The sequence below is a fragment of the Streptomyces sp. NPDC057099 genome (assembly GCF_042671245.1).
In the GTDB taxonomy this organism is placed as follows: Bacteria; Actinomycetota; Actinomycetes; order Streptomycetales; family Streptomycetaceae; genus Streptomyces; species Streptomyces purpurascens.
Map to the genome: position 1 here is coordinate 1 of NZ_JBHUTX010000025.1, position 23,620 is coordinate 23,620.

Annotated in this window: 20 protein-coding genes and 2 pseudogenes; 4 read left to right on the plus strand and 18 right to left on the minus strand. The window is 69.9% G+C overall.

All coding sequences use genetic code 11. The features are described 5' to 3' along the window. Positions 1–198: 198 nt before the first annotated feature. Positions 199–1,089 carry a universal stress protein gene (locus tag ACFT4A_RS26395; protein WP_382834261.1) on the plus strand — a complete coding sequence of 297 codons (891 nt, stop codon included), beginning with the start codon at positions 199–201 and terminating at the stop codon, positions 1,087–1,089. A 46-nt stretch (positions 1,090–1,135) separates the two neighbouring features. Here the strand turns inward: ACFT4A_RS26395 and ACFT4A_RS26400 are convergent, their stop codons facing one another. The 3 genes and pseudogenes from ACFT4A_RS26400 to ACFT4A_RS26410 form a co-directional block, all read right to left on the minus strand. Further along, positions 1,136–2,161 (minus strand): 6-phosphofructokinase, encoded by a 1,026-nt coding sequence (locus ACFT4A_RS26400; protein ID WP_382834264.1) that lies wholly within the window; start codon positions 2,159–2,161, stop codon positions 1,136–1,138. Between the two features lie 135 nt (positions 2,162–2,296). Continuing rightward, positions 2,297–2,506 (minus strand): annotated as a pseudogene (locus ACFT4A_RS26405) (universal stress protein); the annotation flags it as partial. Positions 2,507–2,743: 237 nt separating this feature from the next. Continuing rightward, a complete protein-coding gene (locus ACFT4A_RS26410) occupies positions 2,744–3,898 on the minus strand; it encodes an acetate/propionate family kinase (protein WP_382834267.1) in 1,155 nt (384 codons plus the stop codon). Positions 3,899–4,072: 174 nt separating this feature from the next. Between ACFT4A_RS26410 and ACFT4A_RS26415 the strand changes: the two genes are divergently transcribed. Further along, on the plus strand, positions 4,073–4,606 hold the full coding sequence (locus ACFT4A_RS26415) for a phosphate-starvation-inducible PsiE family protein (protein ID WP_382834270.1): 534 nt from the start codon (positions 4,073–4,075) through the stop codon (positions 4,604–4,606). Here ACFT4A_RS26415 and ACFT4A_RS26420 read toward each other — a convergent pair. Further along, a pseudogene (locus tag ACFT4A_RS26420) lies at positions 4,583–6,756 on the minus strand (FUSC family protein). The gene ACFT4A_RS26415 and the pseudogene ACFT4A_RS26420 sit on opposite strands and share 24 nt — an antisense overlap. A 72-nt stretch (positions 6,757–6,828) precedes the next feature. After that, positions 6,829–7,929: a hypothetical protein gene (locus ACFT4A_RS26425; RefSeq protein WP_382834272.1), complete on the minus strand. Its 1,101-nt coding sequence runs from the start codon at positions 7,927–7,929 to the stop codon at positions 6,829–6,831. Positions 7,930–8,358: 429 nt separating this feature from the next. Between ACFT4A_RS26425 and ACFT4A_RS26430 the strand changes: the two genes are divergently transcribed. Next, positions 8,359–8,808: a DUF1931 family protein gene (locus ACFT4A_RS26430; protein WP_382834275.1), complete on the plus strand. Its 450-nt coding sequence runs from the start codon at positions 8,359–8,361 to the stop codon at positions 8,806–8,808. Positions 8,809–8,870: 62 nt separating this feature from the next. Then, complete coding sequence (locus ACFT4A_RS26435) at positions 8,871–10,064, plus strand: PP2C family protein-serine/threonine phosphatase (protein ID WP_382834278.1); 1,194 nt, start codon at positions 8,871–8,873, stop codon at positions 10,062–10,064. 33 nt (positions 10,065–10,097) lie between these two features. On the opposite strand, the gene ACFT4A_RS26440 is transcribed toward ACFT4A_RS26435, so the two are convergent. The 13 genes from ACFT4A_RS26440 to ACFT4A_RS26500 form a co-directional block, all read right to left on the minus strand. Next, entirely contained in the window at positions 10,098–10,526 is a 429-nt protein-coding gene (locus tag ACFT4A_RS26440) for a DUF2267 domain-containing protein (RefSeq protein WP_382834281.1), read from the minus strand. A gap of 35 nt (positions 10,527–10,561) precedes the next feature. After that, positions 10,562–10,954 carry a DUF2267 domain-containing protein gene (locus tag ACFT4A_RS26445; protein WP_382834283.1) on the minus strand — a complete coding sequence of 131 codons (393 nt, stop codon included), beginning with the start codon at positions 10,952–10,954 and terminating at the stop codon, positions 10,562–10,564. Between the two features lie 20 nt (positions 10,955–10,974). Further along, positions 10,975–12,906 (minus strand): MFS transporter, encoded by a 1,932-nt coding sequence (locus ACFT4A_RS26450; RefSeq protein WP_382834286.1) that lies wholly within the window; start codon positions 12,904–12,906, stop codon positions 10,975–10,977. 474 nt (positions 12,907–13,380) lie between these two features. Then, positions 13,381–13,842: an Hsp20/alpha crystallin family protein gene (locus ACFT4A_RS26455; RefSeq protein WP_382834289.1), complete on the minus strand. Its 462-nt coding sequence runs from the start codon at positions 13,840–13,842 to the stop codon at positions 13,381–13,383. A gap of 80 nt (positions 13,843–13,922) precedes the next feature. Beyond that, positions 13,923–15,704, minus strand: coding sequence for an FAD-dependent oxidoreductase (locus ACFT4A_RS26460; protein ID WP_382834292.1), 1,782 nt, complete (start codon positions 15,702–15,704; stop codon positions 13,923–13,925). Continuing rightward, entirely contained in the window at positions 15,704–15,967 is a 264-nt protein-coding gene (locus tag ACFT4A_RS26465) for a UBP-type zinc finger domain-containing protein (protein WP_382834295.1), read from the minus strand. The genes ACFT4A_RS26460 and ACFT4A_RS26465 overlap by 1 nt, the downstream gene beginning before the upstream one ends. 6 nt (positions 15,968–15,973) lie before the next feature. Continuing rightward, the gene (gene trxA / locus ACFT4A_RS26470; protein ID WP_382834298.1) at positions 15,974–16,432 is read right to left on the minus strand and encodes a thioredoxin; all 459 of its coding nucleotides are present in this window, start codon (positions 16,430–16,432) and stop codon (positions 15,974–15,976) included. Next, complete coding sequence (clpB, locus tag ACFT4A_RS26475; protein WP_382834301.1) at positions 16,429–19,068, minus strand: ATP-dependent chaperone ClpB; 2,640 nt, start codon at positions 19,066–19,068, stop codon at positions 16,429–16,431. Before clpB ends, trxA begins: the two co-directional genes overlap by 4 nt. Next, the gene (locus tag ACFT4A_RS26480; protein ID WP_382834303.1) at positions 19,059–19,466 is read right to left on the minus strand and encodes a chaperone modulator CbpM; all 408 of its coding nucleotides are present in this window, start codon (positions 19,464–19,466) and stop codon (positions 19,059–19,061) included. The genes clpB and ACFT4A_RS26480 overlap by 10 nt, the downstream gene beginning before the upstream one ends. Continuing rightward, on the minus strand, positions 19,466–20,422 hold the full coding sequence (locus ACFT4A_RS26485; RefSeq protein ID WP_382588784.1) for a DnaJ C-terminal domain-containing protein: 957 nt from the start codon (positions 20,420–20,422) through the stop codon (positions 19,466–19,468). Before ACFT4A_RS26485 ends, ACFT4A_RS26480 begins: the two co-directional genes overlap by 1 nt. Positions 20,423–20,428: 6 nt before the next feature. Then, positions 20,429–21,031, minus strand: coding sequence for a nucleotide exchange factor GrpE (locus ACFT4A_RS26490; protein ID WP_382834306.1), 603 nt, complete (start codon positions 21,029–21,031; stop codon positions 20,429–20,431). A 9-nt stretch (positions 21,032–21,040) separates the two neighbouring features. Continuing rightward, entirely contained in the window at positions 21,041–22,939 is a 1,899-nt protein-coding gene (dnaK, locus tag ACFT4A_RS26495; RefSeq protein WP_382834309.1) for a molecular chaperone DnaK, read from the minus strand. Between the two features lie 52 nt (positions 22,940–22,991). After that, on the minus strand, positions 22,992–23,480 hold the full coding sequence (locus ACFT4A_RS26500) for a general stress protein (protein WP_382834312.1): 489 nt from the start codon (positions 23,478–23,480) through the stop codon (positions 22,992–22,994). Between the last annotated feature and the right edge of the window lie 140 nt (positions 23,481–23,620).

Genomic DNA, 23,620 nt, shown 5'->3' on the forward strand with positions numbered 1-23,620 from the left:
TACATGCTGGACACTGCCCCACCACCAGCCCGAACAGCCCCACCCACCATCACGCCAGGGCCCGCGACCAGCCGAAATCAAGATGGCGGAGGCTCTCCGGTGCGGACGCCGCAGCGGCCCTGCCGTGGAACAGTGGAACAGAGGCGGCACGGGCCGTGCGGTTCCCGCCGAGGTGCACGCCGTGCGAAGGAGGACACGATGCGTCACCCTGTGCTGGCGGGTATCGACGGGTCCGCACACAGTTCGGCGGCAGCGGACTGGGCAGCGCGGGAGGCCGCTCTGCGGGGCGTTCCACTGCGCCTGATCCATGCCTCCCCGCCCCTTCCGGGCACCGCCGTACCGGTCCCGGCCGTGGACAGGTTGCGCCACGTGGGTGAGCGGATGCTCCAGCGGGCGGTCACCGACCTCAGCGAGCGCTACCCGGACCTCGAAGTACGGGGTGAACAGACTGATGACGCCCCGGTCTCGGCGCTTGTCGCCGCCGCACGCGCGGCCGGGCTCCTCGTCGTCGGCATGCGCGGGACGGGTGGCTTCGAGGGCCTGGCGGTCGGCTCGGTCGCCTTGCGGATGGCGATGGCCGCCCCTTGCCCCGTCGTGCTGGTGCCCCAAGGGCGTGCCGGCGCCTTCGGAGAAGGGATGCACGTGGCCCACGGCGCTGCCCGGGTAGTGGTGGGGTTCGATGCGCATCACCCGGTCAGTGAGGTGGCGGACTTCGCGTTCTCGGCAGCTGAGGCAAGGGGAGCAGGTCTGCGGGTGATCCAGGCCTGGGCCTTTCCCGCCGACTCCGTGTCTCCCCGGACACTGGCGGTGACCGAGGAGGACCGCGCCACCTGGGAGGATCAGGAGGTCTTGCAGCTCTCCGACGCCCTGCGCGCGTGGCAGGAGAAGTATCCGCGGGTTCCGGTCCGTCCCGACGTCGTGCTGCTGCACCCCGCGGAAGCGCTCTTGAACACGTCCCGCGGCGCGGAAGTGCTCGTCGTGGGCCGCTGTACTGATTCGCGGGCGGCCGAGGGGAGACTGGGGCCCATCACCCACGCCGTGCTGCACCACTCCCGCTGCCCGGTGGCGGTCGTGCCGCACGGCCGCTGACGGCGGATCAGCGGGCTGATCGCGATCCGGCAGGTGCCCGGGACGGTCAGCCGAAGAACACCTCGAACTCGTCGTACAGCGACCGATCGACCCGCTTGGTCTTCTCCGTGGCATCGGCGAGGGGGACCCGGACGATATCCGTGCCCTGCAGGGCCACCATCACGCCGAAGTCACCGTCCTTGACGGCGTCGACGGCATGCAGCCCGAAGCGGGTGGCCAGCCACCGGTCGAAGGCGCTCGGCGTACCGCCGCGCTGGATGTGTCCCAGGACCGTGGTGCGGGCATCCGTGCCGGTGCGTGCCGAGATCTCCTGGGCCAGCCACTCGCCGATGCCCGACAGCCGCATATGGCCGAACTCGTCCAGCGTCTGGTCCTTGACGGTCATCTGACCCTCGTGAGGGACGGCCCCCTCGGCCACCACGACGATCGGCGCATAGTTGATCTTGAATCGGCTCCGCACCCACCCACAGACCTGATCGATGTCGAACGGCTGCTCCGGGATGAGGATCACGTTGGCACCGCCCGCGACGCCGGCACGGATCGCGATCCAGCCCGAGTGCCGTCCCATCACCTCGACCACCAGGGTGCGCATGTGCGACTCGGCGGTGGTGTGGAGGCGGTCAATGGCCTCGGTCGCGATACCGACGGCGGTGTCGAAGCCGAAGGTGCAATCGGTGGCGGAAACATCGTTGTCGATGGTCTTCGGTACACCGACCAGATTGATCCCCTGACGGCTCAGCTCAGTGGCCACACCGAGCGTGTCCTCGCCACCGATCACGACAAGCGCGTCCACGTCGTGAGCCGCGAGGGTGTCCCGCACGCGTCGCAGCCCGTCCTCGTGCTTGAACGGGTTGGTACGGGAGGAGCCGAGGATGGTACCGCCGCGGGGGAGGATTCCGCGCACACTGGAGATGTCGAGCGGCACGACATTGCCCTGGAGCGCGCCGAGCCAGCCGTCTCGCAGTCCGACGAAGTCAAAGTCGTACTCCTGGACACCCTTGCGGACGACACTGCGGATCACCGCGTTGAGGCCGGGACAATCACCGCCGCCCGTCAGCACTCCAACCCTCATGGCTTCCTCCCATCGACCGCTCACCAACCAGGTGGCGGCCTTCTCGGCGGTCGAATCCACTGCCGGGGACACGGATCACCTCCCTCCAGACTCCCTCCGTTCGGTTCATGGTGGCCACTCGACGGACGCAGCATCTCAGTCGTGCGCGACGACGGTGACGGGGGCGGTGAAGTGGTGAAGGACAGCAGGCGTGACCGAGCCGATGTGGACACCCCGGCGGATGCGCCGGCCCACCACGACGAGGGAGGCGTCCCTGGAAGCGTCGACCAGGTCGATGGCGGGGCTGCCGGAACGTGAAACCTCGACGACCTCCACGGCCGGGTACTTCTGTCACCACGGGCGCAGCGCCTAGAGGTGGCGGCGGGCGGAATGCCGGTCAGATCCATGGCGTGTTCGTCAGTGGCCTGCTCCCCGCCCGAGGAGGGGCGCCTGTGTCATGGGCTCGGGTACGGGTCCCAGAAGTGCACCAGCCACAGAGGCGGGCCGCGCAGCTTGGCTTCCCGGGCCGCCCACTCGGCGACCGCTTTCAGGAGAGCCGTGAAGACCCACGGTGATGTTGCGGGAGATGCTGACTGGTGACAGCTACCGCGTCCCGTCAGCGTTGCCGAGCACCCGTCGGGTCTCGGCGGCGATCTGCTGTGTCTCGCCGGTTGCGACCACGAGGACCGGGACACCTCCCACCGCCTGATCGATGCGTCGGAGGCCTTCCCGCATCAAGTCTTCCAGTTCGGGGACGAGCAGCCCGCCTCGTACACCGAGAACAGTCAGGGCCGAGCAGATCTCCTCGCGTACCTCGGGTTGGTCTTCGCCGATCTCCCCGGTGAAGACCAGCGCGTCCAGCCGGTCCAGCGAGGCGGCCATCGAGGCGATGCCCTTGCGGCAGCTGAGTGTGAACGTCGCCAGCGCCAACGCGGCCGCGGCATCACCCTCCGCGCGGGCGCGCACCAGGTCCCGGGTGTCTCCCGAGGTCCCGGAGAGGCCGAGCAGACCGGAATGCCGGTGGAGTGTGTCATCCAATTCGTCCGTGCTCAGACCGTGCCGCCGCTGCAGCCACAACAGCGCGCCGGGGTCGAGGCTGCCGCTGCGCCGGCTCATCACCAGGCCTTCCAGCGGAGTGAGGCCCATGGTGGTGTCCACGCTGCGTCCGTTCCGGACGGCGCAGGCCGAGCAGCCGCCGCCCAGGTGCACGAGCACGACCTGGAGGTTGTCGACGGGTCGGCCCAGGGCCCGCGCCGTCCTCTGCAGTGCCCACGAGTAGGAAAGCCCGTGGAAGCCGTACCGGCGCAGCCCGTATTCGGCTCGCCATGGCTCCGGCACGGCGTACGTGCGCGCCTGTGCCGGCAGATCCTTGTGAAAGACGGTGTCGAAGCAGGCGACATGAGAAACGTCGGGCAGGAGTTCTCGTGCGGCATCGACCATCCGCAGGGCAGGAGTCACGTGCAGCGGCGCGAGATCGGCGACGTCCGCCAGCAGAGCCCTTACGCGTGCGTCGATCAGCGTATGGCCGGTCAGGTGCGGACCGCTGTGGACGATGCGGTGACCGACCGCCGCAGGAGCGGGCACCTCGCTGAGGAAGTTCCGCAGTTCCGCCGCAGCAGCAGGCCCCGGGGGCTCCGAGGCGTCTCTCTCCGCCACCCGTTCACCGTCCGCCGCGAACAGAGCGATGTGAAGGCTCGAAGAGCCGGCGTCGAGGACCAGTACGTGACCACGGCTCTCGTGGGAGCGGTCAGCACTCATCACACACCTCCAGTGCACCCGCGTCCTCGGGCATGGTGCGCCGACCACGGAGTGCGACCAGGCCTCGGTGATGTCGCGCCCCGCCGCTTCCCCCAGGCTGCCACCACAGGGAGGGATCCGCCCGTCCACCCGTTCGCCCAGCACGCAGCGCCTGCGGGCCGGGGCGCCCCTAGCATGCTGACTGTGCGACCCATTCTCCCGAAGATCGAGGGCGGCCGGGTACAGGGCCTCCTACAGCTCATCGAGGACGGCATCCACCTCGTCGTCGCGGCGCTCCTCGTACTGCTCGCGGGGATCCTGACCGTCGGGGTCGCCCACGACGTCATCAGGTCGATCCAGGGGCCGTACCGCGAGGAGACGGTCGTTCTCTCCGCCCTGGACAGCGGCCTGGTGCTGTTCATCGTGGCCGAGCTGCTCCACACCGTCCGCCTCACCATCAGAAACCGGACCCTCGACGCGGAGCCGTTCCTCGTCGTCGGCCTGATTGCCGGCATCCGCAAGGTGCTCATCGTGACGGCCGAGGCGAAGAAGTCCTTCCGGTGGAACGTCGAGGGGATCGAACTGCTCATCCTGGCGGGGCTGATCCTCGTGATGGCGACAGCGGTGTACGTGTGGCGGCGCTCGACGCGGCCGGGAGACTACTTCCCGCTCCAGGGGGCGCGGCGCTCCCCGTCGCCGGAGCCGTCACCCACCCCGGTGCGCGGGTGATGATCCGTCACCTTCCGCGGCCACGGCCGCCCGCACCCGTTGCCCCTCGCGAGCAGAGCCGACGTCCCGTTCCAGGGGTGTGCGGCTCACGGCTGTCGCGAGGTGGTCCAAGGCCCGTTTCTGCAGTTCCGCCCCGCACCGCAGCACCGGGCTCCGGTCCCCGGCGGCGCCCTCCCACGCTTGGAGCGCCTCCTCCACGCGCCCCCAGTCCGGATTCCTGTGCTCGCGCACGTCGTCTGCCGCCTGCGCGGTGTCCGCCTCCAAGGCCTCGGCGAACCTCTCCGCCTCGGGGGCGAAACGACTGTCGGCCCGCGGGACGTGGCTCTCCATGAGCATCGCCGCCCGGTCGAACCCCTTGAGCGCCTCCTGCGCATCCTCCGCCTCGCGCGACGTCAGACCCCTGGGGCGGACGGGTTCCTGCCTCGCCTGGTCGTAGGCCTCCTGCCAGGCGGCACGTGCCTCCCTGCTCGCCAGCAGGGCCCTGCGCATGTCGGCGCGACGCTCCCGGGTCGGTTCGGCGTAGCCGCGGAGCACAGCGGCCGCGTAGCGGCCGTTGGCGGCGAGCCAGTCCGCCAGCCGGCCCGGCAGCCGGGGGGTCTCCCATGCGGGGAACACCACGTACGCCAGCATGGCCAGGGCCCCGCCGAGCAGGGTGAGCACCACCCGCTCCGGGACCGTCTGCTCCCATGCCTGGCCGCCCATGCCGAGCAGGAAGACGACGTACGCGGCAGTGAAGCACTGGGAGTAGGCGTAGCCGGTACGGAGCAGCGTGTACGACAGGGCAGCCGAGACCACCGCCAGCGCGCCGAACACATGGGCGTCCGGGCCCAGGGCCCGCACCATCCCGGTGGCGAGCGCGACCCCTGCCATGGTCCCGGCGAGACGGCCCACCGCACGCGCGTACGTCCGGTGGAAGTCCGGCCGCATCACCATCACCGAGGCGATGGGCGCCCAGTAGCCGTGGCCCACGGGTAGCCGGGAAGCGATCAGATAGCCGAGCGCGGCCACCGCCGCCAGGCGGACGGCGTGCCGGAACACGGGCGAGTCCCGGCGGAGCTCATGGCGCACCGCCCGGACGACGACCGGGAGCAGCCGGAACATGGTCGGGCGCACCAGGAGCTGGGCGCTCGCGGGGCCGGGCGGCGTAGGCGCCTTGTCGCGCGCCCCGCCGCTCCCGGCGATCTCCAACGCCTCGGCGAGCAGTTCCACGAGCCGTTCGGCGGCCTGCCGGGCGGGCCCCTCCAGCACCTCGTGTTCCGCGTCGACGCGCAGGACGTCCGCACTCCCGGGCGGCACCTCGGCGGGAGTGCCGCGACGGATCGAACGGGCGGCCGCGTCCAGGACGTCGGCGGCCGCGCCGAGCAACTCCCGTGCGCGGTCCCGCCCGGGTCCCTCCGCCGGGGCGCCGACGTCCGGGTCGGCGAGCGCGGCGACGACCGGCAGAATGCGCTCGGCGAGGCCCCGGGGGCCGTGGAGGACGGGGGCCGGGTGCGGGCCTGTGATGGTGTCACGGCGGCCGCGTCCCGGGCCGTCATCAACGGCTCAGGGTCGAACGGCGCGGCCGGGTCGTGCCGCAGCCGGCGGGCGTAGTCCGCCACGGCGGCCAGCGCGTCGGCGAGCGCGTCACGATGCGCCCCCCAGCGGCGAATCGGGAACAGCAGGATCAGCACGGCCTGCGCCACGCCTCCGAGCGCGATGACCCCGGCGTGTTCCAGGGCCCGCCCGACGCTGGTGGGCAGGGTGATGGTCACCAGCATGCTGCCGACCGTCGTCGCTGCGACGATCCCAGCGGTCGATCCGAGGGACCACGCCATCCCCGCGGCAAAGGCCCATACGGCCAGCAGCGGGAGAAACGTCACGAGTCGCCCCGCCACCAGGTAGCCCACGAAGGTACCGAGCGCCAGACCCACGCCCGCGCCGAGCGCGATCACCTTGCGCGGACGCCAGGTGCGCTGGAAGGTGGCCGCACCCGCGGAGTAGGCACCGAGGGCGGCGGACGCGGCGTACGCGGGGGAGACCAGCCACAGCGCCGGCCCGATGACGAGCGCCACCCCAGCAGCCGTGCGCAGCGCGAGCAGGGGCTCCAGCCGCGTCTCCTCGATCGTGAGCCCGGATCGCACGACCTCCCCGAAGGTCCGCAGCCACCTCACTCATGTGAGCCTAGCCGGAACGCCCTGCCGGGGCGCGTCGGCCGCCTCCTGACGGCACCGCGCCGGTATCGGTCACTTCGAGGGCTGGTCACCGTCGTCTTGGAGCGTGTGACGACGTTCCTGTTCGCGCTTGGAGTAGGCGGCTGCCCGGATCGCATCGTCGCTCTCCAAACCAGATCCCAGCGCGCCGCCCACGGTGGCGACCGAAGCGACGAACCAGGACAGCGTCAAGTACTCCTCGGCGTCCAGTGGGGTTCGTGTCACGGAAGCGAACGCTTGGTCGTTGAGGATGAACAGCGCCCACACCCAGTTGATGACCATCAAACCCACGTAGCAGACGAGCACCCCGATACCCACGGTCACGACCGTCGAGGCGTTGTAGAGCCGCGCCCTCTGCCTCGCCTCCGGCGAGCTCTCCGCTGATCGATGCCACAGCTCCGCGTCTATGATCAGCCAGCCGATCATGAGCGCGACAGATCCGACCGTGGCGATCACGAGGCGTGGCACGCTCAGGGTCTCAGCCAGGCTCCAGACGGTGGAGTTCACGGTGGCGACTGCTCCTGTGGCGAGTGCGGCCGCCAGGGCTTTCGACAAGCCCGGCACCAACCGCCACGGCCGGTTGGCGCGGACCATACCGACGAGCACCCGCAGATATCCGCGCGGCCCGCTGACGACGTACCGAAGGTCGTCGGTCTCCTTCTCACCGATGGGGCCCGGATGAATAGGCGCGAGACGATTGGCGAGGGGCCCCAGAAGCGGCTGACTTCGCGGAGGTCCTTCAGCCCCGGTGGTTCGCGGACGCGTCAAGCCGAGCACGGCTTCTTCGACGGCCCGCCGGGCTCTCGTCTGCAGCCGCAGGCCCCCCAGTGAAGGAAGAGAGAGCAGCGCCAAGCCGTGTTCGTGATTCAGATTCACAGCGAGCCTGCGCCCGTGTGAGTGCAGCGGAAGGTCGGTGAGGGCCACGACGATGTCCCAGTTCTCCGCACTCCCGCGGTTCATGATCCGGCGCATCAAGGTGGGCGGATCCTCCGTCCCCGAGGTGAAGGGCTCGCTGACCACCTCGACGTCGAACCGTCGCCCCTGGCCCGACTTGTCGGCGAGCCGAGCGGAAAGTGTCCGGGCCATGCGCTGCGCGATCTCCGTCGGCGCGTCCGGATCCGCCAGGAGAGCCACGACCGTAACGCCCTGAGACGACACCCGCATGACTGGACCTCTCGTCGGCTGCCCCGCGATCCCAAGTGCCCACAGACGCCGCCGAGGTAACGTCGACGCCGCGTGACACGAGCCCTGCAATCCCAGAACGCCCGCGAGGCACAGCGCTACGTCCCTGCCCGGCGCCGGGGCGGCTGGTGGGCGGGACGGGCCGCGTCAACCGGCCCTGGCCGCTGCTCACCGGCCTCTCCCGAGCGCTCTCCGGCCATGCTGTCGGTCCGCACGCCCGTGCGACACCCCGGGCAGTCGGACGCATGGGCCTGGCAGGGCAAAACAGGGAGGCTAATTGGGCCCGGCATACGCATGCGTTCGCGCGCCCCCGTCGGCCAGGCTGACTGGGAAGCCCAGGGGCCGGGAGCCGGCCGGCTCCCGCAGCCGGAGGTTGCCGTCATGACCGTGATGTCCATCGCCAGATTCGAGAGGTTCTTTCGCGCGGCCGCAGGACTGGACGTCGACAAGAACGATCTCAAGCGTTACAGCGACTTCGTCGACGCCAAGCTCTACGATCTGCTGACCGTCGCCCAGGCCACTGCCAAGGCCAACGGGCGCGACATCATCCGGACCTGTGACCTGCCGATCACGAAAGGCCTGCAGGAGAGCATTCACCACTTCCGGAAGATCGACCAGGAAGTAGAAATCAAGCCGATCCTGGAACAGCTCGCCACGCATCCCGCTCTGGACCGCACGCCCGATGAGGAGACCGAGGCGGCCTATCCGGACATCATCGGCGGGCTCAGTATGGCCCTTGCCCAGAGCTTCAAGATCCTCCACCCCGACCTGAAAAACCCCCAGACCCAGCACTGGGACGAGGCTCGAGCCGTCTTCGACCTCCTGCTGTAGGTGGCTCCCGGAACAGGCGGTGCAGGCCACGGCGGCTCGTCCTCGAAGGGATCATCGAAGGCATGGACAGGAACGTGTCCGCCGGGCCCGGGGAGCGGCTGCTGGATGAACTGGTCAGGGCGGCCCAGCTGGCATCACCCGCGGAACTGCCCGTGGTTCTGAACCGGTATGCCGAGGCCATGGGCTTGGGCAGGGCCGTTGTCCATCTGGTCGACATCCAGCAAAGACTGCTGGTGCCGCTCGTCGAAGGCGAGCCGGAACTGGAGCTCGACACTTCGCTGGCCGGATGGGCCTACCGCACCGACTCGCTCCGAGTGGAAGAAGGCCCCTCCGACGGGCTGACCGTATGGCTGCCCCTGGCCGACGGGGCGGAGCGGCTGGGCGTCGTGGAGCTGAACATGAGCACCCTGGACGAGCTCAAGCTGCGGCGCTGCCGAACGGCGGCACTGCTCCTCGCACTGATCATCACATCCAAGCGCACCTACAGCGACACCATCGCGCAGCGCATGCGTACCAGGCCGATGCACCTGCCCACGGAGATGGTGAGGGCTTTTCTCCCACCCCGGTCGATCGGCACCGGGCGGGTCGTGTCGACGGCGGTCCTGGAGCCCGCGTACGAACTGGGCGGCGACGCTTTCGACCATGCGTTCACCGAGGACGTTCTGCACGCCACAGTCCTCGACGGCATGGGGCACGATCTGGCCTCCGGACTTGCCACCTCGGTCGCCATGGCAGGCTGCCGTAACGCCCGGCGCAGCGGGGCAGACCTCAACGAACTCGTGGGCACCATGGACGAGGCGTTGGCGAAGTGGCTTCCGGAGCAGTTCTGCACGGGTGTCTTCACCCAGTTGCACATGCCCACCGGTGTGCTGCGCTGGTGCAACTGCGGCCACCCGCCTCCGTTGCTCATCCGTCGCCACCGCCTGCTCCACAAGGCCTTGGAGCGGCCACCTGAGCCTCCTTTGGGCCTGCCCGCCCATCTCGCCGGGACCGCCCGTCAGACGCACGACGTCAACCTCGAACCCGGTGACCGAATACTGCTCTACTCGGATGGCGTCGTGGAATCACGCGACGAGGCAGGCGAAGAGTTCGGCCTGGAGCGCTTCACCGACTACATCATCCGGTCGACCGCGGCAGGGCAGAGCGCACCGGAAGTGCTGCGCCTGCTCATCCATGCCATCCTCGAGCATCAGCACAACGAACTCAGCGACGACGCCACGATCTTGATGTTCGAGTGGCAGCCCCCTGATCCGTGACCGCAAGAGCCGGAAGGCGCAGCCGGGCCGGGGTCACGGCAGGAGCGCGGCGAACGAGTTCGGCACCCGGGATTTGAGGTGCTGCCATTCGCCGGCGCTCACATGGCGCTCCAGAGTTTTCAGTACGGTGCGCACCAGCTTCTCGCTGCCACCCTCGACCGCATAGGGGAATTCACTCCGGACCCGCGTGAGGAACTCCTCGTTGCTCATCTTCACGGGCGTTTCTGCCGGTTTCCAGCCGTCGCAGTAGACGCCTCTGACAAGGGTCGGCAGTTGGGCGCCGAACTGTACGGCCGTCTCGACCGGGAGACGGTCCCGAAGCGGGTGCAGCACGGCCCGCAGTGCCGCGTACGACTGCTTACGCCGTTCCTTGGGCCACCCGAAAGCCTCCTCGACGTCCTTGAGGAGCCGATTGGCCTTGTCCACCATGGTGTCGAACGAGGAGAAACCTGTATCAACCATTTTCGTGGGCCTTTCGTTCTGGGCGCCTCACGGGCTCAGTCCGCGAGGTCGGCCTTGCCGAACAGGACCGCGTAACTGGAGGGGAGTTGGCTGATGATCTGATTCAGTTCTCCGCCGGTGACAGCGTCGGCAACGGTGGTCAGGACCGCGCTGGCGTCCCACTGCGCAGTACGCGGCCGGGCATGAGTGCGCTCGGCGACCCGGCGGTAGAACTCTTCGATCCCGAAGCTCTGCGCCTGCTGCGGCGTGGCATGGTCCAGAACCTGTCCCAGCGGGCCGGGCATCTGGGATGCGAGGTCCTTGACCTCTCCCGGGCTGATCCGTTGGGCCAGCACTTGCAGCACGGCGTTGGTGACGTCCGCGGCTTCGTTCTGGTCCTTGTATTCGCCTCGCTCGCGTACATGGGCGAGGAATCCGTCGTATTTCATCGCTGCCTCCTTCTGCGCGGTCACCGCTGGTCATGGGGTCCCCCTGGTGCGCTCTCGGGCCGGCCGGGTCCGTCCGCCGGCGCGTAGCTGCCGTTCGCGAGGCTCTTGGCCCGGGAGTCCCGCTCGGACTCCCGCAGGGCACGGCGGAAGCGTCCGGGGCCCCAGGAACGGCCGCCCACGGCCTGTTCGAGTTGGTCGCGGCTCGTCGGGCCGGATTCTTGGAGCGCGTGGGTGATCTGTTCGACCTCGTCGTCGAGGCGTTGTTCGGCCATGGCGGACGTACGGCTTGCCGTGCCCGCGGTGCCGGCCATCCCCGGCGAGTACATCCTGTTGCCCGGTCCGGTGCCCGGGCGGTAGCGGCGGGCTCCGGCGCGCTCCCGCTCCCGGCGGCGGGCGGTGCGGTCGGCGATCCGCAGGTCCCGCTCGTGCGCGGCCCGCCGGACGTGCTCGGGCCGGAGGCGGTCTCGTGCGTCCTGTGGCGCGGGCTCGTCGCGCCAGGCCGCCTCGGCTTCCTCAGCGGTGAGCGGCTGGGCGATGTTCTCCAGGGACTGTTGTTCGGCCCGGACACCGAAGAAGACCTCGGCCAGCCCGCCGAGCGCCATGGCTGCCGCTCCGACGAGGAAGCCGATGGCCACCAGGTCCGCATCGCCACTGTGAATCAAGTGGCCGAACAGCAGCGGGCCGGTGATTCCGCCCACGGCCGTGCCGATCGCGAAGAACAGCGAGATGGACAGGGCTCGGGTCTCCATGGGGAAGACCTCGCTCACCGTCAGGTAGGCCGAGCTCGCTCCCGCCGACGCCACGAAGAAGGTCAGCGAGACCAGCAGGAAGAACCACCATGTCGTCAGGGAGCCGTTGGCCAGCAGGACGGCGAGGACGACTGCCACGGCTGCCGAGCCGAAGTAGGTGCCCGCGATCATCGGCTTTCTGCCAACGGTGTCGAACAGTCGGCCGAGAAGGAGTGGTCCGAGGAAGTTGGCGATGGCGAAGAGGGCCAGGAAGTAGGGGATCGAGCCGGAGCCGATGTCGAAGAAGCCGTTCAGGATCGTGCCCAGGTCGAAGACGATCGCGTTGTACAGGAACGCCTGTCCGACGAAGAGCGCCAGACCGAGAACGGCACGACGCGGGTACCGCCGCAGAGCCACGCCGGCGATCTCCCTGAACGGGATGACGTCGCGCTGCCGTACGGTGACCGCCTCGCCCGGTTCCGGCAGCTCGCGGTCGGTCTCTTGGCGCACCTCGGCCTCGATCCGGTCGACGATGCGTTCAGCCTCGGCTTCGTGCCCGTGGATGAACAGCCAGCGCGGACTCTCCGGCACATGGCGGCGTACCAGCATGATGCCCAGCCCCAGGACGCCGCCCAGGCCGAAGGCCAGCCGCCAGCCGAGGTTGTCTGCCAGCAGACTCTCGTTGAGAAGCAGCACGGCGACCAGGCTGCCGAGCGCCGCACCGACCCAGTAGCTGCCGTTGATGGCCAGATCCACCTGCCCACGGTTGCGGGCCGGAATCAGCTCGTCGATGGCCGAGTTGATCGCGGCGTACTCTCCGCCGATGCCCATTCCGGTGATGAAGCGGGCGAGGTAGAGGTACAAGGCGTCGTGGGCGAACGCGGTCGCGACGGTGGCGAGGATGTAGACGCCGAGTGTGAGCATGAACAGCTTCTTGCGCCCGTAGCGGTCGGTGAGTCTCCCGAACAGGAGAGCGCCCGCGCATGCGCCTGCCACGTAGATGGCGGCGGCAGTGCCTATGTCGGCGCTGGTCAGGTTGATGCCGCTGCCCGGCTCGGTCATACGGGCGGCAACCGCCCCGACGATCGTCACTTCGAGTCCGTCCAGAATCCAGACGGTTCCCAGACCGATGACGATCCGCCAGTGGAATCGGGACCACGGCAGCCGGTCGAGCCGGGCGGGGACCTTGGTGGTGACGACACCGAGTTCGGCGGTGGCGGTCATGCCATGCCTCCTCGTTCAGGGCCGTGGGCTGTTGCCTGGAGAGGGTCAGAACAGGCCGGAATGGAGCGGTCCGCATAGGGTGGTCTTCTGTGCTGCGCTGCCACCTTCTGGGACACCGTTTTCGCTTTCTCCATGAGGGCGACACGATGCTCTGGCACTGCGAGCGTGGGTGCGGAGCGGAGGGAAGCAAGCGATATCCGACGGCCCAGGACGCCGAGCGTTACGCACGGGTGTTCGACCGCGAGGACCAGGCGGACATGGGCCGGCGAGCACCGCTGGGACTGCTCCCCCTTCGGCTGCTGCGCGCCTGGCGTCTGCGGCGCCGAAAGGAAGCCGGGGGCGAGCCGCGTGCCGAGTCTCCGCCGCCGTGAGGGGTTGTGATACGGGACGTCGTTCATGAGTCACCCCGGGTGTCGAGCCTCGCCGGCCCGGCCGCGGCGCCGTACGGATGTCCGGAACCGCGGCGTTCGCGTCTCAGCCGCCGCTCCCGGTGCTTTCACTCGTCTCGCTGATCTCGACGTGCCGGGGCTTTGCGACCTCGGCCTTGGGGACGGTGATGGTGAGCACCCCGTCCGACATCTGCGCATTGATCTTTTCGGTGTCGACCTCTCCGGGCAGCCGCAGCCGGTACTCGAAGGCTCCGGTGCGGCGAGTGCTCCGGCGCAGGACGCCTTTGCGTTCCTTCTCCTTGATCTCTCCGGTGACCACCAGCTCCTGGCCGTTCGCTTCGACGTCGATGTCCTTGCTCTTGACGCCGGGGAGTTCGATCTCGATGCGGAAGGCGTCGTCGGACTCCGTGACATCCGCCAGGGGCGTCCACGCGACTGCGGGCGCCGCGCCTCCCACCGTGGATTCGATCAGTCCGCTCATCTCGCTGAGCAGTTGGTCGAACTCCGTCAGCGGATTGCGTGCCCAGCCAACGGGCCTGTCCTGCATTGCGCCACCGCGGTGGCGCCTGACGGGCGTGGTCATTCCCATCGCCTCCTCCTTCTCGTGATCTCGTCGCCCGCTGGGTGTCATGCGAGCCAAGCGGACTCCTTCCGACGGGTGTGCGGGGAGCTGTCGGTGCCGCCGGGCGCGGCCGTGTGGCCCAGATAGCGGTGCACGAAGTGGATGCTCATCGCGCCTTCGCCGACCGCGGAGGCCACGCGTTTCACCGAGCCACTGCGGACGTCGCCGGCGGCGAAGACGCCAGGCAGGCTGGTCTCCAACGTCAGGCAGTCCCGGCCCTGGCTCTGCCACAGTCCGGGGACGGAGCAGGCCTGCGCCTCCGCGCCGGTGAGCACGAAGCCGCGCGCGTCGAGGGCGAGCGCCCCGGACAGCCACTCGGTGTGGGGGTCGGCGCCGGTGAAGACGAACAGGGCCCGCACCGCGAGGTGGCGATGCTCGCCCGTACGGTGGTCGACCACGGTGACCGCCTCCAGCACCTTGTCGCCGAGTGCCTCGGTCATCTCGGTGTGCTGCAGCACGCGCACCCGCGGGTGGCGCTCGACCTGATCGATCAGGTAGCGGGACATGTGCGACTCGAGGCTCGGCCCACGGACGAGCAGATACACCTGCGGTGCGTACCCGGCCAGGAAGAGTACGGCCTGGCCCGCGGAGTTGCCTCCGCCGACGACGGCCACCGGGTCGGTGCGGCACTGCTGGGCCTCGTAGACGGTCGCCGAGTAGTGGACGCTCGTTCCCTCCAGGCGTTCGATGCCGGGCACCCGGAGGCGTCGGTAGCGAGCGCCGGTGGCCAGGACGACGGTACGGGCGGTGATCTCGCTGCCGTCGGCGAACCCGACGGCGTAGTGCCCGTCCCGCGGTTCGAGCCGAGCCGCCTCCGCCGGGACGCTGATCCTGGCGCCGAACTTGTCGGCCTGGAGCACAGCACGTTCGGCGAGTTCGGCGCCGGTGATGCCGGAGGGGAAGCCGAGCAGATTCTCGATGCGGGACGACGTGGCGGCCTGGCCGCCGCTGGCCATGGCCTCGACCACGGTCGTGCCCAGGCCCTCTGAGGCGGCGTTCACCGCGGCGGCGAGGCCAGCGGGTCCCGAGCCGACGATCAGGAGATCGCCGTGATGGTTTCCGGCAGGCAGCGACGGCAGGCCCATGAGCCGGGCCAGTTCCGCGTTGCTGGGGTTGCGCAACAGAGTGGTGTCCCGCCAGATGACGAGCGGAGTCTCCTCCGGGCCGACGCCGAAGCGGCGCAGCAGCTCCTCGGCCTCCTCGTCGGTCTCCAGATCGATCCAGCGGTGCGGCAGCCGGTTGCGGGCGGCGAACTCGCGCAGCCGCCGGGTGTCAGGCGAATAGCGCGAGCCGATGATGCGGAAACCGGCGCCCTGCCCGACGAGCAAAGCACGACGGCCCAGGCAGGCGCGCAGCACCATATCGCCAAGGACGGAGTCCCGGGTCACCAGGTCACGCAGCTGATCCATGGACAGGGCGAGGACCTCACCGGGGTCCCTGACCTTAGCGGTGTAGAAGGCCACCTGCCCGTTCAGGAGGCCGAGTTCGCCGATGAAGCGGCCGGGGCCGTGCACACGCAGCAGACGTTCGTCGGGCGTGCCGTAGCCCTCGACGATGGCGACCGAGCCACTGAGGACGACGTAGAACGTCTCGCACCGCTCCCCCTCCCTGATCAGCACGTCACCGGCGTCAACCGCGCGCCGCCGGCCGTGCTGCGCCAGGCGGGCCATCTGGTCGTCCGGCAGGCGGGGATAGGCGCCGTAGATGTCGGCGGTCTCGAAGGGGACGCTCTCCTCCGCCTCGTCCGGCACGGGCGCCGGGCTCGGCCGCGTCTCGTCGCGGGGCATCACACGAACGCCTCGTGGACGAAACACCACCGCCAGTCCTCGCCGGACTCCAGTGACGCCACGATCGGATGGCCGTCGGCGGCGGCGTGACGGCGCGCGTGCCGGTTCGGCGAGGAATCGCAGCAGCCGACGTGGCCGCAGGTCAGGCAGAGCCTGAGGTGGCCCCACGGGGAGCCGAGCAGCAGACACTCTTGACACCCTTCGGGGGTCAGTGGCTGGACCGGCCGGACGAGCGCGAGGTGGGGGTCGGTTCGTACGGTCATGGCTGATCACCCTTTCCCGGCCTGTTCGCGGCCCGCGATCGACTGCTCCACCCACCGCCGCAGGGCTGGGGCAGGTGCGGCACCCGCCTGCCTGGCGATGGTCTGTCCTTCGTCGAGTACCAACAGCGTCGGCACCGCCTGGACCTCGAACCGCTGCGCCAGGCGCGGGTTCTTGTCGATGTCGACCTTGACCAGCTTGATCTTTCCCGCGAGATCGGCGGCGACCTTCTCCAGCGCGGGGCTCACCATGCGGCAGGGGCCGCACCAGGTGGCCCACAGGTCGACGACGACGGGCACGGTGGCCTGCTCGACGACCTCGGTGAAGTCGTCGTCGCCGGCGTCGGCCATCCACGGCAGAGGCTGCTTGCAGTTGGCGCACCTGGGGCGGCCCTCGGCGGCCACGGGTACCCGGTTGGTGCGCCCGCAGTGCGGGCAGGTGACGTTGGTGGCTTGCACGGTACTCATGCCGCCCTCGCTCCCTTCACGTCCTCGGGCTGGTCGTAGGTGACCACCAGCTCTCCGTGCTCGGCGTCGACGCGGATCTTCGCGCCGTCCTGGACGTCGCCGCGCAGCAGGGCGCGCCCGACCAGCGTCTCGACCTCGTGGGAGATGTAACGCCGCAGCGGCCGGGCACCGTACACCGGGTCGTAGCCCTGGTGGGCGATCAACTCCCGTGCCGCGTCGGTGAGTTCGACGGTGATGCGGCGTTCGGCGACCCGCTGCCGCAGCTCGTCGAACTGCAGCTCCACGATCCGCTCGATCTGAAGCTCACCGAGCGGCTTGAACAGCACGATGTCGTCGACGCGGTTGAGGAACTCCGGGCGGAAGTGCCCGCGCAGCTCCCCCATCACCAGGGCGCGGGCGTCCGGCTTGATCTCACCCTCGGCGGTGGCGCCGTCGAGGAGGTGCTCGGAGCCGATGTTGGACGTCATGATGATCACGGTGTTGCGGAAGTCGACGGTGCGGCCCTGGGCGTCGGTGATGCGGCCGTCGTCGAGGATCTGCAGCAGGGTGTTGAAGACATCGGTGTGCGCCTTCTCGATCTCGTCGAACAGCACCACTGAGTACGGCTTGCGGCGTACGGCCTCGGTGAGCTGGCCGCCCTCCTCGTAGCCGACGTATCCGGGCGGGGCCCCCATCAGCCGGCTGACGGTGTGCCGCTCCTGGTACTCGCTCATGTCGAGGCGGACCATGTTCTCCTCGGAGTCGAACAGGGCCCGGGCGAGGGTCTTGGCCAGCTCGGTCTTCCCGACGCCGGTGGGACCGAGGAAGATGAACGAGCCGATGGGGCGCCGAGGGTCGCGGATTCCGGAGCGGGCGCGGATGATGGCGTCGGCGACGAGCTTGACGGCCTCGTCCTGGCCGATGACGCGCTCGCGCAGGATCTCGTCGAGGCGCAGCAGCTTCTCGCGTTCGCCCTCCTGGAGGCGGGCCACGGGAACGCCGGTCCAGGCGGCGACGATCTCGGCGATCTCCTCCTCCGTGACGACCTCGCGCAGCAGCCGGTTCTCCCCTTGCTTCGCGGCCAGTTGCTCCTCCTCCGCGGCGAGCCGGCGCTCCAGGTCCTGGAGGCGGCCGTAGCGGAGTTCGGCGGCGCGGTTGAGGTCGTAGGCGCGTTCTGCCTCCTCCGCCTCGTGGCGGACCTGCTCCAGTTCCTGGCGCAGTTCCTGCACGCGGCGGATGGCCTGCCGTTCGGCCTCCCACTGGGCGTGCTTGGCGTCGGCCTCGCCGCGCAGGTCGGCGAGTTCCCTGCGCAGTTCCTCGAGGCGGGTTTTGCTCGCGGGGTCGGTCTCCTTGGAGAGGGCGGCCTCCTCGATCTCCAGGCGGGTGACGCGGCGGGTGATCTCATCGAGTTCGGCGGGCATCGAGTCGATCTCGGTACGCAACCGTGCGCACGCCTCGTCGACGAGGTCGATGGCCTTGTCGGGCAGGAACCGATCGGTGATGTAGCGGTGGCTGAGGGTGGCCGCGGAGACCATTGCGGTGTCCTGGATCTTCACGCCGTGGAAGATTTCCAGGCGTTCGCGCAGTCCGCGCAGGATGGAGATGGTGTCCTCCACGCTCGGCTCTTCGACCAGGACCTGCTGGAAGCGGCGTTCGAGGGCGGCGTCCTTCTCGATGTGCTTGCGGTACTCGTCGAGGGTGGTGGCGCCGATCATGTGGAGCTCGCCGCGAGCGAGCATCGGCTTGAGCATGTTGCCCGCGTCCATGGCTCCTTCGGCGGCGCCCGCGCCGACGACGGTGTGGAGTTCGTCGACGAAGAGCAGGATGCGCCCCTGGGCGGCCTTCACCTCGGACAGCACGGCCTTGAGGCGCTCCTCGAACTCGCCCCGGTACTTCGCCCCGGCCACCAGGGAGCCCATGTCGAGTGCGAACACGGTCTTGTCGCGCAGTCCTTCGGGCACATCGCCGCGGACGATGCGCTGGGCGAGGCCCTCGACGATGGCGGTCTTGCCGACGCCGGGGTCGCCGATGAGGACCGGGTTGTTCTTGGACTTGCGGCTGAGGATCTGGGTGACGCGGCGGATCTCGGCGTCCCGGCCGATGACCGGGTCGAGTTTGCCGTCCCTGGCCTCGGCGACCAGGTCGCGGCCGTACTTCTCCAGGGCCTCGTACGCCACCTCGGGGTTGGCCGAGGTCACGCGCTGGTTGCCGCGGATCTGGGTCAGCGCGCTCAGGAACGAGTCCCGGGTGATGCCGTGTTCCTTGAGCAGTCGTCCGGCGGCGGTGGACGAGCCCTCCTCGGCCAGGGCCAGCAGGAGGTGCTCCACGGACACGTACTCGTCCTTGAGGCGTTTGGCCTCCCGCTCGGCCGCGTCCAGCAGCCGGGACAGGCGCTGGGTGACGAACACCTGGCCCGGCGCCGCGCCCGGGCCGGTCACCTTGGGCCGGCGGGAAAGCTCCTCACGCACAGCCGCACGGAGCTCCTCGGGCTCCCTGCCCGTCTGTTGCAGGAGCCGGGGGATCAGGCCGTCCTCCTGGTCGAGGAGCGCGAGCAGCAGGTGCTCACCGTCTACCTCGGTCTGGCCCATGCGGACGGCGGCGGTCTGCGCCTCCTGGAGGGCTTCCTGTGACTTCTGGGTGAGACGGTTCATGTCCATGGGGGTGAGTCACTCCTCCTGCCGCGGTCGCGCAGTGCGGCTTCGAGCAGGCTGATGCGGTCGAGCAGGTCGAGCACCAGACCGATGGATGCGTAGTTGAGGCAGAGTCCGGAGCGCAACCGCTGGACGCGGGCGAGGACCGCCGGGGCCGCGGGGTCGAACACCAGGTGCCCCGCGGCGTCGCGTTCGGCGTCGACCAGGCCGAGGGCGACGAACCGGCGGACCAGGTCGGGGTGGAGGCCCGAGCGGCGGGCCACGGTGTCCAGGGAAAGCCTGGGCACGGGGACGAGCGCGTACCGCACGGCCGTGGAGCCGGCGCTCGTCCGTACGGGACGCCCGCCCGCGTCGGCCCGGGCGGTCCGGCCGCCGGTCGCCGCCCGTGAGGGTCGGTCGCTCATCACGTCCTCCTGGGGTCGTACGAAGAGGTGGCGGCGAGCTCCTCGAACAGCTCGCGCTCCCGGTCACCGAGGGCGGGCGGCACCATGACGCGGAGTTCGGCGTACAGGTCGCCGTTCGCGCCGCGCGGGTTCGGCATGCCCTCGCCGCGCAGTCGCAGTCGCCGGCCGCTGGATGACCCCGCGGGCACCGTGACCTTGGCCGTGCCGCCGCCGGGAGTGGGCACCGGCACGGTCGCACCCAGGGCCGCCTCCCAGGGGGTGACGGGGACCTGTACGTGGACGTCGCGGCCGTCCAGCCGGAACCGGGGGTGGGGCTGGATTCGCACCCGCAGGTACAGGTCGCCCGCAGCGGCGTCACCGCTGCCCCGGCCGCCCTCGCCCGCGAGCCGGATGCGCTGCCCGTCGGTGACGCCGGGCGGTACATCGACCTCGTACCGCCGCGGCTGCCCGGTGGGGCCGGCGAGCGTGACGGTGCGGCGGCCGCCCCTGTACGCCTCCTCGACGGTGAGTGGCAGCTCGGCCTCCTGGTCGGCTCCCGGTACGCCGCCGGGGGCGGCGCCTGCTCCGAAGAGCGAGCCGAGCAGGTCCTCGATGTCGACGCCCTCCGCTGCGAAGTCGTCGCCGAAGCCGGTGGTGTACCGGACACGAGGGCCGCCCGCGCCCGCGGTCCTCCGACCGCGGAAGCCGCCCCCGGGTCCCGCGCCGGCACCGACCCGCTCCTCCCAGTCCTCGGGCACCTTCCGGAAGTCCTCGCCGAAGCGGTCGTAACGGGCCCGGGTCTTGGGGTCCGACAGGACGCTGTACGCCTCGTTGAGGTCCTTGAAGCGTTCCTCCGCCCCCGGGTCCTTGTTGACGTCGGGGTGGTACTTGCGGGCGAGTTGGCGATATGCCTGCTGGATCTCGTCCTGGCTCGCGGTCCGTGACACGCCCAGCGCCTCGTAGAAGTCCCGTGCCATGGCCGGTCACTCCCGCTTCGCGACAGTCACGGCGGCGGGCCTGAGCTGGCGTTCGCCGTCACCGTAGCCCGGGCGCAGCACCTCGACGACCGTGCCCGGTGGGGCGTCGGGGTCCTGGACGACGCCGACCACCTCGTGCCGGGCGGGGTCGAAGGCGACGCCGGTCTCCGCGTGCCGCGGGTAGCCGAGCAGTTCGAGGACGTTCACCGCCTGGTCGCGCACCGCCCGGACGCCCTCCACGATCGCGCCGGGATCGGATCCGGCATGGGTCAGGGCGAGTTCGAGGTTGTCCAGGACGGGCAGGAAGGCGGCGGCCGTGCGGGAACGCTCGGCCGTCCGCTCCCGCTCCAGTTCCCTGGTGTGGCGTTTGCGGAGGTTGTCGAGGTCGGCGAGCGCGCGCCGCCAGCGGTCCTCGAGTTCCTTGAGCTCCGCCGTGTGCTCGTCCTCGGACGGTGCGGGGCCGCCGGCCGCGTCGGGGCCGGGTTCCTCGTCCGTGTCGGGCCCCGGCCCGGTAGGCGGGACCGAGCCCGGAAGATCCCCGCTGGGAGGGCGTACGGCGCCTTCCGGAACCGGGTCGGCCGGCTCGGATTCCCTGGGATGGATCGGCATGGCGGTTCCTCAGTCCTTGTCGAACTCGGCATCGATGACGTCGTCGTCACCGCCATCGCCGCTGGTCGCGCCACCCCCGGTGGTGTCCTGGTCGGGACCGCCCGTGGTGGCGCCGCCCTGATGCGCCGCCAACCCTGTCAGCACCTGCTGGAGTTCGGAGGTCAGGGGCCGCACCCGCTCCACGCCCGCCTCCTCCTTGACCGCCGCCTGGGCATCCGACACCAGCATCTCGGCGCGTGCCTTCTCGTGCGCGGGTGCGGCGTCGCCCAGCTCGGCGAGGCGCTTGTCGACCTGGTATGCGACGGCGTCGAGCTCGTTGCGGGCGTCGACGGCCTCGCGCAGGGCCTGATCCTGGCCCTGGTTGCGCTCGGCCTCCTGGACCATGCGCTCGACCTCGCCACGGTCGAGGTTGGAGCTCTCGGTGATGGTGATGCCCTGTTCCTTGCCGGTGTCCCGGTCCCGGGCCTTGACGTTGAGAATGCCGTTGGCGTCGATGTCGAAGGTGACCTCGACCTGCGCTTCGCCGCGCGGCGCCGGGCGGATGTCGGTGAGCTGGAAGCGGCCGAGCACCCGGTTGTCAGCGGCCCGTTCGCGCTCGCCCTGGAGGACGACGATGTCGACGGCGGGCTGGTTGTCCTCGGCGGTGGAGAAGGTCTCGGTGCGGCGCACGGGGATGGTGGTGTTCCGCTCAATGATCTTCGTCATCACGCCGCCGCGTGTCTCGACACCCAGCGACAGGGGCGTGACATCGAGCAGCAGGACGTCCTTGACCTCGCCCTTGAGCACTCCGGCCTGGATCGCGGCGCCCAGGGCCACGACCTCGTCGGGGTTGACGCTCATGTTGGGGTCCTTGCCGCCGGTCAGCCGGCGCACGAGGGCCTGGACGGCGGGGATGCGGGTGGAACCGCCGACGAGGATGACCTCGTCGATGTCGCTCTCGCCGACCTTGGCGTCGGCCATGGCCTGCTGGACCGGTCCCAGGCACCGCTCCACCAGGTCGCTGGTGATCTGATCGAACGTGGACCGCATGACCGAGTCGGTGAGGTGCTTGGGCCCCGAGGCATCGGCGGTGATGAACGGCAGGCTGACCTGCGTCTGCGTCACCGAACTCAGCTCGGTCTTGGCCTTCTCCGCCGCCTCGAACAGGCGTTGCAGGGCCTGCGGATCCTTGCGCAGATCGATGCCGTTCTCCTTCTGGAAGTCGTCCGCGAGGTAATCCACCAGACGCCGGTCGAAGTCGTCACCGCCCAGGTGACTGTCGCCCGCCGTGGAACGCACCTCCACCACGCCGTCGCCCACGTCGAGGATGCTCACATCGAACGTGCCGCCGCCTAGGTCGAAGACCAGCACCGTCTCGTGCTGCTTCTTGTCCATGCCGTACGCGAGGGCGGCCGCGGTCGGCTCGTTGATGATCCGCAGCACCTCCAGTCCCGCGATCCGTCCGGCGTCCTTGGTGGCGGTGCGCTGGGCGTCGTTGAAGTAGGCGGGCACGGTGATGACCGCCTCCGTGACCCGTTCCCCGAGCTGCTTGGACGCGTCGTCGGCGAGTTTGCGCAGTACCTGGGCGCTGATCTCCTCGGGGGCGTAGAGCTTGTCGCGCACCTTGAAGCGGGCGACGCCGCCCGGGCCCTCGACGACGTCGTACGCCACCGCTCTGGCCTCATCCGGGATCTCGTCGAAGTGCCGGCCGATGAACCGCTTGGCCGAGTAGATGGTGCCCTTGGGATTGAGGATCGCCTGGCGTCGGGCCAGCTGGCCCACCAGCCGTTCCCCGGTGTCGGTGAAGGCCACCACGGACGGTGTCGTACGGTTGCCCTCGGTGTTGGGCACGACGGAAGGTTCGCCGCCCTCCCACGCGGCGATCACCGAGTTCGTGGTGCCCAGGTCGATGCCCACTGCCTTGGCCATGAGGAGCTCCTCCCGGTGCGGCGGCATGCGCCGGCACTGCGGATCCGGTCGTTCATGTATGGGTGGGACGTCCGCCGGCGCCGATGGTCTGCAACCCGCCGAGCAGCCGCACGGCCTCGTCGGCGACCGCTTCGTCCACGACGACGTCGTATCGGCTGGGCTGCATCGAGCGGACGGAGGCGAAGTCCCGGCGGCCGCCCTGCAGGGTGTACAACAGCAGGCCGAACAGCGCGCCCACGATCGCTCCGAAGATCAGGCCGTAGAGGGCGACGAGCAGGGCGGAGACGAGCGGGTCCACCCAGTCGAGCAGGCCGAAGAGCCAGCCGATCAGCGCTCCGGGAAGGGCCCCGCTCGCCGCTCCGTGCAGGGCGGCCCTGCCGTAGTCCATACGGCCGATGACCTGCTCGACGAGGCGGACGTCCTGGCCGATGATGGCCACCCTCTGCACGGGAAACCCCTGGTCAGAGAGGTGGTCGACGGCGCGTTCGGCTTCCTGGTACGTCTCGTACGTGGCAACGGGCCTACGAGGCTGCTCGGTCATCGGCCAGTCCTTCCATACCTGTGTGCACGGCGGTCCCCGGCACGCCCCAGACTCGCGAACCGAGCAGCTCTGCACCTGCACCCGGCAGGTCAAAGAACAACGGAGCCCGTCGCCCCGCGAGCACGAGACACAGACCCCGA